Raw genomic sequence first — 13690 nt, 5'->3', positions numbered from 1 at the left:
GTGATGGTGGGGGCGAGGGCACCGGAAAGGGCGGCCTGGAGGCGCTTGCGCGCGGAATCAAGCGCGACCGGATCGGCGGGTTTACGCTCGAGGAACAGCTCGCCAACTTCCGGCAGGCGAGTCAGCAGCGCGGCAAATGCCGGATCGCCGGACGCATTCCTGATGGCCGTGGCGACGGCGGACACGAGATCGCTGTCCGGCTTGGCCTGGCTGCCTTCGGACAGTTTGAGGATTTCCTCGGTGACGAGGGTCTGGACGCCTTCCCACTGATTGTAGGGGTCGGTCTCGGCCATCACCAGGGCGAGGCGCTGGTCGCGGGTGAGGTCGCGTTCCACGCGGACCGGAGCGCTGAAATCGCGATTGACCGAGAGGAGCGGACGGCCGCCCGCCGCCTTGCGCGTGACGGTAGCTTCCGGCGTATCGAGCACGACCATCCAGGCATCGGTGCCGCCCTTGCCATCGAGCAGGGCGAGTTCGAGCGGGATCGGCACGGGCTGTTTGTTGGGCTGGCCGGGCGTGGGGGGCATCTTCTGGGACAGGCTGACGGTCAGTTCCCCAGCCTCCTCGTTCCAGCTTTCTTCAACCGTGACTTTCGGCGTGCCGGCCTGAGCGTACCAGCGCAGGAAGGGACCGAAATCCTTACCCGTTACTTCGGCGAAGCAGGCGTAGAAGTCCTCAATGGTCACGGCCTGGCCGTCATGGCGGTCAAAATAGAGGTCCATGCCCTTGCGATAGGCGTCCGGGCCGATGATGCGGCGGAGCATGCCGATCAGTTCGGCACCCTTCTCATAGACCGTCGCGGTGTAGAGATTGTCGATCGCGCCATAATTGGCGGGCCTGACCGCATGAGCCAGCGGGCCGGCATCCTCGGCGAACTGGCGCGCGCGCAGGCGGATGACATCCTTGATGCGCTGGACAGGGCGCGACCGCATGTCGGCGGAGAAATTCTGGTCACGGAAGACGGTGAGGCCTTCCTTCAGGCAGAGCTGGAACCAGTCGCGGCAGGTGATGCGGTTGCCGGTCCAATTGTGGAAATATTCGTGGGCGACAATGCTCTCGATGGCTTCGAAATCAGCATCCGTGGCGGAGTCTTCGTCGGCCAGGACATAGGCCGAGTTGAAGACGTTGAGGCCCTTGTTCTCCATGGCGCCAAAATTGAAGTCGCGCACAGCGACAATGTTGAAGACACCGAGGTCATATTCGCGGCCATAGGTTTCCTCGTCCCAGGTCATCGAGCGCTTCAGGCTATCCATCGCCCAGGCCGCGCGCGGCGCGTCGCCCTTGTCGACATGGATGGCGAGATCGATGTGCTTGCCGCTCATCGTGGTGAAGCTGTCACGATAGACGTCATAATCGCCGGCACAGAGGGCGAAGAGGTAGGACGGCTTCTTGTGGGGATCGTCCCAGGTCGCCGTGTGGCGTCCGTTGCCGGCATCGATCACGTCGCCCGGCGTGCCGTTCGACAGCATGATCGGACAGGTTGCCTTGTCACCCGTGATGGTCACAAAGAAGCGGCTCATCACGTCAGGGCGATCCGGATAATAGGTGATGCGGCGAAAGCCGACAGACTCGCATTGGGAGCAGAAGCGACCACCGGACATGTAGAGTCCGGACAGGGCCGTATTCTTTGATGGCGCGATCTCGACCACGGTCTTGAGTTCGAATGTGTCCGGCACGTCGGGCAAAGTCAGGTCGTGATCGGTCAAGGTATAATCGGAGGGCGTAAGCGCCCGGCCGTCGATTGCGATGGAGACCAGTTTCAGCGCCTCGCCGTCGAGAACGAGCGGCGCACCGCCTTTGCCCTTGCGCGAAACCTTGAGCGTCGCCGTGACCTTGGTCGCGTCAGGATCGAGGTCGAACGACAGGTCGACATGCTCAATGTCGAACGGATAGGGCGTATAGTCAGCGAGCTTGACGGCAACGGGGGTTTCAGTGCGCATGATGTCTCCGGGCAGCGGGAACGGGATAAAGCCTCGATACGTGTTGGGAGACAGCGCGTCGAGGGCTGGGCCCATTCACATCGGGATGGACGAGGGCCATTCCAAGGGGCAGACTGGGTCAGAACCGCAGGAACAACAGCACAGATCTGGCGCGACATGAACATTTTTTCCAGGCTGGATACATTGCTCGTGCGGCGTCTCGCCGGATTGGCCAGCGTGGTGGTGGCCTCCGTGATTGCGATCCTGTCAATATTGCCAAGCGAGGACCTGCCGGAGGTTCATCTGAGCGACAAGGTGGAGCATGCGATCGCCTATGGCGTGCTGTCGGCCTGCATCTGTTTCTGGCTTGGCCGCCGCCGGATCGTTGCAGGCGTGCTGCTCACGGTCGGTTTTGGCGCTGTGCTGGAAATCGTTCAGGCGCTGGCCGGGACAGGGCGCACGGCGTCTTGGCTGGATGGCGTTGCCAACCTGGTCGGCGCCTGTCTCGGCGCCGGCCTGGCCTGGATGGTCGCGAGAGCCGCGAGTCCCCGGTAACCCGGCCTACTCGGCGGCGGTTTCGTGGATGTTTTCGTCGGTCTGGAAGACATGGCGCAGGAACAGGGCACAACGATCAGCCAATTGCCTGATCTCAACCGGCAGGTCGTCGGGGCGCTCGCTGGCAATATCGGCGAGCTTGCGCGCCACGCGCAGAAGGTCGGGTGTGTGCACGATCATGCGGGCCTGGTGCTCGATGCGCTGAGGATCGCGGTCATACTCGCTGCCGGTCACACGCCAGCCGCCCCAGTCACCATCATCGGTAACAACAACGGGAAAGGTGCCGGGATTGGGATCCATGCCGAGCATGGCATCGGCGCGCCATTTGATGACCTTGCGGTCGATGCGCCACCGTTCGAGCACGAAATCATCGTCCTCGTCCTCCGGGCGCTGGAGCTTGTGCATGACCTGTTCAGAGACAAGTTCGGCGCCTTCAAACCGGCGGCCCAGTCCGCAATCATATGTGATGCGCAGAGGCTCATCGACGTCCTTCACCCATTGGGGAATGACTTGCTCGATAAGTGCCCAGGTGCCGACGGGTTTAACGAAAACCCGTTGCGCCTTGTGGAAGAGTGCCTTGGCCATGCGTTCAAACCCCGAAACTGTTCCTTCATCATGCCGTAACGAGCTTTAATTCGCCTGAAGCGGATTGGTAAAATTTGACCTACCGGCCATGAATCCGCGACAGAAATTGCGATTTCCGCTGGGTCACGGCTTTCCGCGCACGTAAAGGACGCTATCTTGCGGCCATATTAGAAGTGCGAGCCTCCAGCGGGAGGCCAGGGAGCGAGATGCCATGAATTTTGATTTTTCCGAGGACCAGAAGTTTCTCGCCAATGAGGCGCGAAAATTTCTCGAGAGCCAGTGCAGCATGGCCGAGGTGCGCGCCATTCTGGACGACGAATCCAAGCCTTATAATGAGGGCGTCTGGAAAAAGGTCGTCGAGATGGGCTGGCTCGGCACATCCATTCCGGAAGAGCATGGCGGCCTCGGCCTCGGCATGCTGGAAATGTGCGTACTCGCCGAAGAGATGGGCCGTGTCCTGGCACCCGTGCCATATGCCTCGACCGCTTACTTCTTTACCGAAGCGCTCAAGCTCGCCGGATCCGAGGCGCAACAGGCTGACCTGTTCCCGAAGATCGTCTCGGGCGAAGTCGTCGGTTGCTACGCGGCCAGCGAAGGCCCGGGCAACCCGGACGCCGGGTCGCTGAAGACGGTTTTCGACGGCAAGACGTTGAACGGCCTGAAAGTGCCGGTCACCGATGGCGACATTGCCACCCATGCCGTGGTGCTGGCCAAGGACGGCAAGGGCGCGAGCCTGGTGCTCGTCGACCTCTCGGCCAAGGGCGTGACGAAGAAGGTGCTATCGACGCTGGACCCGACACGCAGCCATGCCGAACTGACCTTCAAGGATGTACCAGCCACCCTGCTCGGCAAGTCCGGTGACGGTGCGCGGCTCAATGATGCGCTGCTCGACCGGGTCGCTGTCCTGATCGCTTTCGAACAATTGGGCGGCGCGTCGCGCTGCCTCGAGATGGCGAAGGATTATGCCATGGAGCGCTACGCCTTTGGTCGCCCGATCGGCGGCAACCAGGCGATCAAGCACAAGCTGGCCGAGATGTATGTGAAGAACGAAGTCGCGCGCTCCAACTGCTTCTATGGCGCGTGGGCCCTGTCGACCGATGCGGCCGAACTGCCAGAAGCGGCTGCGGCCGCCCGCGTGGCGGCGTCGGAAGCCTTCTGGTTCGCTTCGAAGGAAAACATCCAGACGCATGGCGGCATGGGCTTCACATGGGAAGTCGACTGCCACCTCTTCTATCGCCGGGCCAAGCTTCTCGCCGTTCAGGCCGGCAGCCCGAAAGTTTGGAAAGAAAAACTCGTCCGCGCTCTCGAAACCAAGAACGCAGCGTAAGGGAAGGATCAGACACATGGACTTCAACGACACAAAAGACGAAGCCGCATTCCGCGCCGAGGCGCGTGCGTTTCTCGACAAGCACCTGACACCGAAAAGCGGCGCACGTCCGCGGCCGGGTTCCGGCAAGGACGCCCTGCAACGGGCCAAGGACTGGCAGAAGATCAAGGCCGAGAACAAATTTGCCCAGATCACCTGGCCCAAGGAATGGGGCGGGCGTGGCGGCACGTCGATGCAATCCGTTATCTGGGGACAGGAAGAGTCCAAATATGACGCGCCGACCGGACCGTTCGCCATCGGCCTTGGCATGTGCGTGCCGACCGTGATCGCGTTCGGCTCTGACGGCCACAAGGACCGCTATGTCCAGAAGGCCCTGAAGGGCGAGGAAATCTGGTGCCAGCTGTTCTCCGAACCATCGGCCGGTTCCGATGTCGCGGGCCTGAAAACCCGCGCCGTGAAAGACGGCGACGAATGGGTGATCAATGGCCAGAAAGTCTGGACCAGCGGCGCGCACTATTCCGACTATGGTATCGTGCTGGTACGGACAGACCCGAAAGTGCCCAAGCACAAGGGCCTGACCATGTTCATCGTGAACATGAAGCAGAAAGGCGTCGAAGTGCGCCCGATCCACCAGGCGTCCGGTGGCCGCGAGTTCAATGAAGTCTACTTCACGGACGTGCGCATTCCGGATTCAGACCGTCTCGGCGAGGTCGGTGCCGGCTGGAAAGTGGCCCTCGTGACGCTGATGAACGAGCGCCTCGCTGTTGGCGGATCGCCCGGCCCGGACTGGGGCGAGATCATGGAGTATGCCAAGACATCCGGCAGCATGACCGATCAGGCATTCCGCGAGAAACTCGCTGACTGGTATGTCGCCGCACAGGGCTACAAGCTGACCAAGTTCCGCACCATGACGGCCCTCTCGCGTGGCCAGACGCCGGGACCGGAAAACTCGATCGGCAAGATCATCACCGCCAACCATTTGCAGGATATCTGTAACTCGGCGATCGAGATGCAGGACCATTACGGCATCATCAACGATACCGAGACGATGCCGGGTGACGGCATCTTCCAGCAGAGCTTCATGTGGGCCCCCGGCCTGCGGATTGCTGGCGGCACAGATGAGATCCTGAAGAATATCATCGCAGAACGCGTGCTGGGCCTGCCCCAGGACGTACGGGTCGACAAGACCCTGCCGTTCGACGAGTTGAAAGCGGGCTGAGCCCGGCGTCAGGAAGCTGGCTTGGCAACAACCGACTTCTCGGCGACGAACGCAGCGACATCACTGACACAGGCCCTGCCCGCATCGGTCAGGGCCTTTGCACGTGCGGCATTCCTTGAATCAAGCGCAATGGCCGTCGTCGACACGTTGGTCTGGGCCAGGACCTTCCGGCTGCGACCTTCCAGAAGTGTCGCCTCGATGCGGCAACGGGCGGTGGTTCCCGACAGCGTGAAGTCGGAGATGCGCCAGGCGAGTTCATAGTCGGTCGGTGCGCCTGTGTCGGACGCGACGGCAATGCCGCCATCCGAGCCGCCCAGCGTATCGAGCAAGGCGATCTGCATCATGCGCGTGGCACTATCGGTCCACTCCACGCCCTTAACCAGGCGCAAGGCACCATCGCTGTCCTCAGCGGCAATGGCCCGGCCCCCGATCAGGCGCGAGGCTTCCGGTTCGCGGATGACAATGGACGCTTCGAGCGAATGCATCGGCTCCATCGGGCCGAAGCGGTAAAGTCCGTCCGGGGCCTTCTTTTCGGGCAGGATGGACACACAGGCCGCAAGGCTTGCGGCGACGATCATCAAAACGATGGCACGGACCATTAGCGGCCTCCTTCATAGGGTGCAGGGTCGCCAGTGACGAAGCTCTGCGGATTCTGTTCGATCTCACGGGCGATCCGGTCAAGCCGGTTGATCAGGAGGCGCAGGTCCTGGCTGGCGAGACGCGCGTCCTGGATGGCAGCCGTGGCTGGCCCCTCAATGGCGTCGGCCGCAGCCGAGACGGCGCGTTTGCTCTGCGTGATCGTGTCGCCTGCAGATTGTGTGACATCGCGCACATCGCCGACGAGGCCGTCCATCTGATCCGCGAATCCGGCAATCCGGACATCGGCCGTATTGCCGAATTTTTCGAGCGAGGCGGACGCGGCTTCAAATCGCGTACTCGCATCGGAGACGTCTTTCAGTGTGGCTGATGCCTGGGTGACCAGCCCGTCGCGCGCGGCCAGCGCGCCGCTGATGGTCTCAAGGTTCTTGATGATGGCGGTGACCGAGTCGATGTTTTCATCGGTCAGCAGGAGATTGACCTTCTCGATCGACCGGTTGGCCTTGCCGAGGACCTGTGCGCCGCCGGCGAAAAGCTGGTCGAGCTGCGTCTTCTCGGCCCGGATGACCGGCACAGGCTCGCCGGGGCGGGCCTCAAGCGGTTTGCCGGTGCCGGCGGTGATCTGGACGAATGTGATTCCGGTGATGCCAGCAAGCTGGATCGACGCCGTCGAGTCTGTGCGGATCGGCGTCTCGCGGTCGATACGGATACGGGCGCGCACTTTGGATGTATCGGCGCGATCGATGCGCACCGTCGACACTTCGCCGACCTTGATGCCGATATACCGGACGCCTGCACCTTCTTCGAGAGACACCGGGCCATCGAACACGATGTCATAGGCCTTGAAGTCCTGCCGGAACTGCGACTCGCCGAGCCACATCACGAAGCCTGCGACTGCGAAGGCCGCAATCAGCACGAAAGCGCCTATGAGGGCGTAATTAGCGCGCGTTTCCATATCGGGTCTCCATTCTAGTGTCCCGTTGCGGCCCGGCCACGCGGCCCGCCAAAATATTCCTGCACCCACGGATGATCGAAAGTGCGAAGTTCTTCAATCGTACCGACCGCGAGCACGTGTTTCTCACCGAGCACCGCGATCCGGTCGCACGTCGCCTGCAGCGTATCGACATCGTGCGTCACGAGGAAGACTGTCAGGCCGAGCGCCCGTTGAAGCTTGCGCACAAGCACGTCGAAGCCCGCGGCTGTGATCGGATCGAGACCGGCGGTCGGTTCGTCCAGGAACAGGAGTTCCGGGTCAAGCGCGAGGGCCCGGGCGAGGGCCGCGCGTTTGCGCATGCCACCCGACAGGTCAGACGGGTTTTTCGCACCGGCATCCGGGCCGAGACCGGCCAGGCGTATTTTCATGTCGGCGAGTTCCTCGCGCAATTGCGGGCCGAGTTTCGTGTGCTCTTTCATCGGCACCTCGACATTCTCGCGCACGGTGAGGTTCGAGAACAGGGCGCCGTCCTGGAACATCACGCCCCAGCGTCGCTCGAGCGCGCTGCGTTCGACCGGGTCCAGCGTTTCAAGGCGGCGGCCAAACACTTCGATACTGCCCGCGGCAGGTTCCTTCAGGCCGACAATGGCCCGCAGGAGGACCGACTTGCCGCAACCTGACGGGCCGATAATGCCGATGATCTCGCCGCGACAGATATCGAGGTCGAGATTTTCATGGACGACATGACTGCCATAGGCCGTCTTGAGGCCCCGGATCCGGATGATGATGTCATCCGTCATATCCCCATCTCCATGTAGAAGATCGCGAACATGGCATCGATTACAATGATGGCAAACAGAGCCTGAACCACGGACGTTGTGGTGGAATGGCCGAGTGACTGGACGCTGCCACCGACATTGAGGCCCTGGCGACAGGCAATCAGCGCACACACGAAGCCGAAGACCGGCGCCTTCGACATGCCGACCCAGAACTGGTCCAGCGGCACGGACGTGCGCAACCGCTCGATGAACACGCCGGGATTGATGTCGAGCGAGAGCCAGCCGACCATGATGCCGCCGGCGATACCCGCCAGTGTGGCGACAAAGGCGAGCACTGGCGTCATGATCACCATGGCAATGATACGCGGCGCCACCAACACTTCCATTGGCTTCAGGCCTAGCGTCTGCATGGCGTCGATTTCCTGGCGCATCTTCATCGTGCCGATCTGGGCGGTGAACGAGGAATTGGTGCGTCCGGCCAGGACAATGCCGGTCAAGACAACGCCGAATTCACGCAGCTCGGAATAGCCGATCAATTCCACCGTATAGATCTGGAGGTCGAAGTCGCTGAGCGTCGTGGCGCCGATAAAGGCGACCACCATGCCGACGAAAAAGGACAGGAAGGCGATGATCGGCAGGGCATCGAGGCCGGCCTCTTCCATCACAGCGACGATTGAGGTCCAGCGCAGCTTCCAGGGCCTGAGCAGCAGGCGCGCGCAGGTCACCAGCGTCTCACCGAGGAAGGCCAGCGTGGCGATCGACTCCGTGACGATGTTGAGGAAGCCCTCACCCGTGCGTTCGAGCATGGCCATGAGCCCGCCTGGTCGGACGGGCGGCGGCGGGGCCGGCGTGGAGACGGCGTGAACCTGCGCAATCAGGCCGCGGGCCGTGGCATGGTCGCCAATGATCTCTGCGGAGTCCTCGGTTCCCGGCATGGCAGCCCGCAGGGTCCGGTCGAGGACAAAGGCGCCGGCCGTGTCGAGCCGTCCGAGGTTTGTGACATCAAGGCGCAGGGGCGTGGCGGGAGCCAGCTCGCGCAGGGCCTCGTCCACGTCCTGTACGGTTGCGACTGTCCAGTCCCCGCTGACGCGGAGAACGGAACCTTCGTCGCCTTGATCAAGCGCGAAATCGGGGGAAACTGTGTCTGCCATCGGTGTGTAACTACCTGACTTGCCTAGCAAAACATGCTTAAGGCAAGGGCATTGGAATAGATCAAATTTGATCGATCAGGATGAGCCATGAGCATTCGGCGTCTCGACATCACTCCCGTATCGTCCCCTCTGAGGGCTGCTTTTGCGATTTCGCGGGGGTCGAAGACAAGCGCCGAGACGGTGCGGGTCAGGGTGCAGCAAGGGGAGCACACGGGGTGGGGCGAGTGTGTGCCCTATGGGCGGTATGGCGAGACGGTCGAGAGCGTGACGGCCACGATCGAGACCTTGCGCGAGGCGATCGAGGCCGGCCTGACGCGCGCAGACCTGCAAGGCCAGATGCCGGCCGGCGCGGCCCGCTGCGCGGTCGACTGCGCATTGTGGGACCTTGAGGCCAAGATGAGCGGCACGCCGGTCTGGCAACTGGCCGGCCTGCCCGAACCGAAGCCGGTGGAAACGGCCGTCACGGTGAGCCTGGATACGCCGGAGAAGATGGCCGACGCGGCGCGCGCGATCCAGGGGCGGCTGCTGAAGCTGAAGCTTGGCGGGGCCGAAGACCTGAAGCGGATCGAGGCGGTGCACGCTGCGCGGCCCGACGCGCGGCTGATCGTGGATGCCAATGAGGGCCTTGTCCCGGCCGAGTTCCCCGCCATCTCACGCGCGGCAGCCGACCTCGGCGTCGTGCTGATCGAACAGCCCTTCCCGGCCGGCAATGACGCAGCGCTCGAGCGCAAGCCCGGCCCGGTCGCGATCTGCGCCGACGAGAGCGCGCATACGAGCGCCGACATCCAGGACCTGGCCCGGCGCTATGACGCGGTGAACGTGAAGCTCGACAAGACCGGCGGCCTGACCGAGGCGCTGGCCATGGTGCGCGCCGCCCGGGCAAGCGGCATGGGGGTGATGGTCGGCTGCATGGTGGCGGGATCCATCTCGATGGCGCCCGCCGTGCTGCTGGCCGGCCTGTGCGACGCGGCCGACCTCGACGGACCACTCTGGCTGAAAGACGATGTCGCCAACGGCCTCACCTATCGCGACGGCTGGATCGACCCGTCAACCGCTGCGCTCTGGGGTTGAGCGGAAACAGTTCGCGACACGAAAATCGGGATGTCGTGTAACCTTTCTCCGTTTCTGCCGTCCAATGGGGCAGAAAGGATGGAAAGATGCCCGCTAAAAAAGTCTCATATGACACCTTGCCGGACAGCGCTCTGGCCACCCTCGCTGCGGCACGCGATGCCTATGCCGTCCGCACCATCACGACACGGAACAATCAACGCCTCTTCCGCGCTGCCTGGAGCGTCGTGCACAGCCACGCAGACGCCGAGGATATCGTTCAGCTTGCCTATCTGAAAGCGTTCGCGTCAATCAACAGATTCTCCGGAGAGTCGAGCCTGTCGACCTGGCTCACCCGGATCGTGCTGAATACAGCCTTTGACCACAAGCGCTCGACCGACCGCCGCCGGGCCGCTTTGTCGCAGGAAAATGTGTCGATGATTGAAGACTACCGCGCAGCAAGCCGGAAGACCGCGCAGAGATTATCAGTTTCCTCGAAAGCGTGAATGCGCAATAGGCAACCCCCGCCTGCCCCACCGTCAGGCGTTGCTAGGCGCGCGAGGGCCTCATAGGGTTCCGGCATAAAAGACAAGCCGGGAGGATGGGCGATATGACACAAGCCAAAGCGCAGGGTGTTGCAAGCGACAAGTTTGAAGGCGTTCGGAACCAGTTCCAGACGCATCTGGATACAGGCGCCGACATTGGCGCCTCCTTCTGCGTCACCAAGGATGGCGAAGCCGTGGTCGACCTGTGGGGCGGCTATGCCGATATCGAGCGCACACGGCCCTGGGAGAAGGACACGATCGTCAACGTCTATTCGACGACCAAGACGATGACGGCGTTGACGGCCCTGTTGCTGGCCGACCGGGGCGAACTGGATTTTGATGCACCTGTTGCGAAATACTGGCCGGAATTTGCGGCGAGCGGCAAGGCAGACGTGAAAGTCAGCCATCTGATGAGCCATTCAGCCGGGCTGCCAGGCTGGCGTGAGCCGTTCACGACCGAAGACCTGTATGACTGGGAAAAGGCGACAAGCCTGCTCGCGGCGCAGGCGCCGTTCTGGGAACCGGGCAAGCAGGCCGGGTATCACGCCATCACGCAGGGCTACCTTGTCGGTGAGGTCGTGCGGCGCATTGCAGGCAAGTCGCTCGGCACCGTGTTCCGCGAAGAGATTGCCGAGCCGATGGGCGCGGACTTCCATATCGGTCTGCCCGCCTCGGAAGACAATCGCGTGGCCGACCTGCAGCCACCGCCGGACGGCAGCATTTCGATGGATCCGGTCATGACCGAGACAAAGAAACTGACGCTGACCAATCCGGTGATCGATGTCAGCGCGACGCGGACGCGTGACTGGCGCGCCGCTGAAATTCCCGCAGCGGGCGGAACGGGCAATGCCCGCGCCGTCGCCATGATCCACACGATCCTGGCCAATGGCGGTTCCGCTGGCGGCAAGCAGTATCTGAGCGAGGCCGGGTGTCGCAAGGCGCTGGAACAACAGATTGAGGGCACAGACCTGATCCTCGGAATCCCGGTGCGCTATGGTCTTGGCTTTGGCCTGTCGGGGCCAATGTCTCCGGCGCTGAACGAGCATTCCATGTTCTGGGGCGGCTATGGCGGCTCCATCGCGCTGATCGACATGCAGGCGCACACGACAGTGTCCTATGCGATGAACCGGATGGAAGGCACCACAACAGGCGACATGCGGGCGATCAGCCTAGCCATGCAGGCAATGCCCGGCCTGACTGCCTAGTCCTGTGACGGGGCCTATTTGGCCCCGTCGAGGATGTCCTTGAAGCCGCTGGGCGCGTGAAGCCCCATGAACAGCTGTTCGAACGTGCCGATGCCTTCGGAGCCGAGGCCGTCCGGGCCTTCATGCGTTGCACGGACGATTTCCTGGATGTGCAGGTTTTCAGGCACCTGCCATGGCAATTTCGCAGGCTCGAAGTCTTCGCGGGCGATGGCGAGCTGGTCGCCCCGGAAGGCGCCATGGCGATACTTGTCATGGCCATAACCGATGCCCTTCATCTGGAAGGTGCCTATCGGTTCGAACGTCACCTTGTGGGCGCGGCCTTGCGGGTCCGTCATGTCGAGATAGGCGCTGGCCATGCGGCGAGTGCCGGGCGCGTAGGTGATGTTCATCTGGGCATCGGAGAGATGGATGCCTTCGCCCTGCGCAACGCCGTCCGGCACGATCACGGCGCGGGTGTTCCAAGGCACGCCATGCTCATCATGATTGACGTGATAGAACATGGACAGGTTCGGGAAATTGGTCGGCGTCCATATCCAGTAGAATTGCGGCGTCGGCGCGGGGATCAGTGGCTGAGGATCCGGCGCACCAATCGGGCGAACACCCCATGAGCGGTCGCGGGTGCCGCTGAAGTCTTCCGGGCGAATTTCAATCGACTCGCCATCGACGCGGACTCTGCCGGTCCATCGGCCATTCTGCGTCATGCGCGTGAGGTCCATCATCATGCGCGAGCCGATCCGGCGGGTGAAACGCGGTTCCTCGATCGGGAAGGCGCGGCCCTCGAATTCGACATCAAGCGCGAGGCCTTCGGTTTCCTCGAGGCGCAGACGGATTTTCTTGAGCGGTTCGACAACCTCGACCGAGAGCGGGCCGACATGCGTATCCATGCGTTCCATATTGAGCGGGCGCGAGAGGTAGACGCTCGACTGCTTGCCATTGCGCAGGATGGAAACGGCCCCGTCAATGATGTTGAGCGCCGGGTAGACGCCCATGGCGGCTGCAAAGAATGTCGACCCGTCAGCGCTGTAGCCATTGAAGAAATAGCGGTCGTAGAAATTCCGGTCGGAGCCGGAATAGGCAACGGGTTCGGGAGTCTGGTGGATCGGGTATTCGTCACCGGCGCTGAGCATGGGATATCCTTCCTTGGCGTCACCTCTTGGCGGGTGATCAGTCGGCTTTAGGGTGGACGAAGCAGGCGGGCCCAGCAAGGGGTGACGCGAAGGGAGCCGGTTTGAATGACAACACGCATGACAGCAGACGAGGCCAATTCCTTCCTGGGCGCAGCGTTCCCGAACACCGGCAATCGCAGCGAGGTCGTCCTGATGGAGGAAGGCCGCGCAAAGATGCGGCTGGTCGCTGACGAAACGCATTTGCGGCCGGGTGGATACATTTCTGGCCCGACACAGATGAGCCTCGTCGATTCGGTGGCCTATATGGCCGTGATGACGCTGACCGGGCACGAGCCGATGACGGTCACGAGCAATCTCAGCATCAATTTCCTGAGGCCTTGTATCGGCGACGTCGTCGTGGCGGACGCACGGGTGATGAAGATTGGGCAAGCGCTGGCGGTGATGGATGTCGACGTGCGGGTCGAGGGCGCTGACAAGCCGTCGAGCCATGCGGTGGTGACCTATGCCCTGCCCCGCAAGCCAGAGGCAAAGCAATGAACCGACTGGCGCTTGGCGCGGCGCTGGCCGGATTTACCGGCGTGGCGCTCGGCGCTTTCGGGGCGCATGGCCTAGCGCTGGGCGCGGAGGCCGCCGGCTGGTGGCAGACGGCGACGCTGTATGCGCTGGTTCATGCGGCAGCCGCGCTGGCGATTGCCCTGTC

15 protein-coding genes are annotated in these 13690 nt (G+C 62.6%); 8 read left to right on the top strand and 7 right to left on the bottom strand.

The window, feature by feature from the left end; all coding sequences use genetic code 11:
* Positions 1 to 1940: aminopeptidase N (gene pepN / locus AADA04_RS14805; RefSeq protein ID WP_340694051.1), on the bottom strand; the 1940-nt coding region annotated here is incomplete at its 3' end.
* A gap of 156 nt (positions 1941 to 2096) precedes the next feature.
* Here pepN and AADA04_RS14800 point away from each other — a divergent pair.
* On the top strand, positions 2097 to 2474 hold the full coding sequence (locus AADA04_RS14800; RefSeq protein WP_340694050.1) for a VanZ family protein: 378 nt from the start codon (positions 2097 to 2099) through the stop codon (positions 2472 to 2474).
* A gap of 6 nt (positions 2475 to 2480) precedes the next feature.
* Here the strand turns inward: AADA04_RS14800 and AADA04_RS14795 are convergent, their stop codons facing one another.
* Positions 2481 to 3059 carry a hypothetical protein gene (locus AADA04_RS14795; RefSeq protein WP_340694049.1) on the bottom strand — a complete coding sequence of 193 codons (579 nt, stop codon included), beginning with the start codon at positions 3057 to 3059 and terminating at the stop codon, positions 2481 to 2483.
* 211 nt (positions 3060 to 3270) lie between these two features.
* Between AADA04_RS14795 and AADA04_RS14790 the strand changes: the two genes are divergently transcribed.
* Positions 3271 to 4386 (top strand): acyl-CoA dehydrogenase family protein, encoded by a 1116-nt coding sequence (locus AADA04_RS14790; RefSeq protein ID WP_340694048.1) that lies wholly within the window; start codon positions 3271 to 3273, stop codon positions 4384 to 4386.
* Positions 4387 to 4402: 16 nt separating this feature from the next.
* The gene (locus AADA04_RS14785; RefSeq protein WP_340694047.1) at positions 4403 to 5605 is read left to right on the top strand and encodes an acyl-CoA dehydrogenase family protein; all 1203 of its coding nucleotides are present in this window, start codon (positions 4403 to 4405) and stop codon (positions 5603 to 5605) included.
* Between the two features lie 8 nt (positions 5606 to 5613).
* Here AADA04_RS14785 and AADA04_RS14780 read toward each other — a convergent pair whose 3' ends face one another.
* The 4 genes from AADA04_RS14780 to AADA04_RS14765 are packed head-to-tail and all read right to left on the bottom strand — an operon-like array spanning position 5614 to position 9066.
* Entirely contained in the window at positions 5614 to 6204 is a 591-nt protein-coding gene (locus AADA04_RS14780; protein WP_340694046.1) for an ABC-type transport auxiliary lipoprotein family protein, read from the bottom strand.
* Complete coding sequence (locus AADA04_RS14775) at positions 6204 to 7157, bottom strand: MlaD family protein (RefSeq protein ID WP_340694045.1); 954 nt, start codon at positions 7155 to 7157, stop codon at positions 6204 to 6206. The genes AADA04_RS14780 and AADA04_RS14775 overlap by 1 nt, the downstream gene beginning before the upstream one ends.
* Before the next feature lie 14 nt (positions 7158 to 7171).
* A complete protein-coding gene (locus tag AADA04_RS14770) occupies positions 7172 to 7936 on the bottom strand; it encodes an ATP-binding cassette domain-containing protein (protein WP_340694044.1) in 765 nt (254 codons plus the stop codon).
* Positions 7933 to 9066, bottom strand: a complete 1134-nt coding sequence (locus tag AADA04_RS14765; RefSeq protein WP_340694043.1) for an ABC transporter permease — start codon at positions 9064 to 9066, stop codon at positions 7933 to 7935. Before AADA04_RS14765 ends, AADA04_RS14770 begins: the two co-directional genes overlap by 4 nt.
* 87 nt (positions 9067 to 9153) lie before the next feature.
* Between AADA04_RS14765 and dgcA the strand changes: the two genes are divergently transcribed.
* The 3 genes from dgcA to AADA04_RS14750 all read left to right on the top strand — a co-directional run bounded on the left by dgcA (position 9154) and on the right by AADA04_RS14750 (position 11863).
* Positions 9154 to 10137: an N-acetyl-D-Glu racemase DgcA gene (gene dgcA / locus AADA04_RS14760; RefSeq protein WP_340694042.1), complete on the top strand. Its 984-nt coding sequence runs from the start codon at positions 9154 to 9156 to the stop codon at positions 10135 to 10137.
* 86 nt (positions 10138 to 10223) lie between these two features.
* Positions 10224 to 10619: a sigma-70 family RNA polymerase sigma factor gene (locus tag AADA04_RS14755; protein ID WP_340694041.1), complete on the top strand. Its 396-nt coding sequence runs from the start codon at positions 10224 to 10226 to the stop codon at positions 10617 to 10619.
* A gap of 104 nt (positions 10620 to 10723) precedes the next feature.
* Positions 10724 to 11863: a serine hydrolase domain-containing protein gene (locus AADA04_RS14750; RefSeq protein ID WP_340694040.1), complete on the top strand. Its 1140-nt coding sequence runs from the start codon at positions 10724 to 10726 to the stop codon at positions 11861 to 11863.
* Between the two features lie 14 nt (positions 11864 to 11877).
* On the opposite strand, the gene AADA04_RS14745 is transcribed toward AADA04_RS14750, so the two are convergent.
* Complete coding sequence (locus tag AADA04_RS14745; RefSeq protein ID WP_340694039.1) at positions 11878 to 12990, bottom strand: hypothetical protein; 1113 nt, start codon at positions 12988 to 12990, stop codon at positions 11878 to 11880.
* Between the two features lie 105 nt (positions 12991 to 13095).
* Between AADA04_RS14745 and AADA04_RS14740 the strand changes: the two genes are divergently transcribed.
* A complete protein-coding gene (locus AADA04_RS14740; protein WP_340694038.1) occupies positions 13096 to 13527 on the top strand; it encodes a PaaI family thioesterase in 432 nt (143 codons plus the stop codon).
* A partial coding sequence (locus AADA04_RS14735) for a DUF423 domain-containing protein (RefSeq protein ID WP_340694052.1) occupies positions 13524 to 13690 on the top strand: 167 nt, incomplete at its 3' end. The genes AADA04_RS14740 and AADA04_RS14735, both read left to right, overlap by 4 nt.

The sequence above is a fragment of the Hyphomonas sp. genome (assembly GCF_037969335.1).
Classification (GTDB): Bacteria; Pseudomonadota; Alphaproteobacteria; order Caulobacterales; family Hyphomonadaceae; genus Hyphomonas.
The sequence above is the reverse complement of the archived record's forward strand: the minus strand, read 5'-3'. Positions and strand labels throughout refer to the sequence as shown.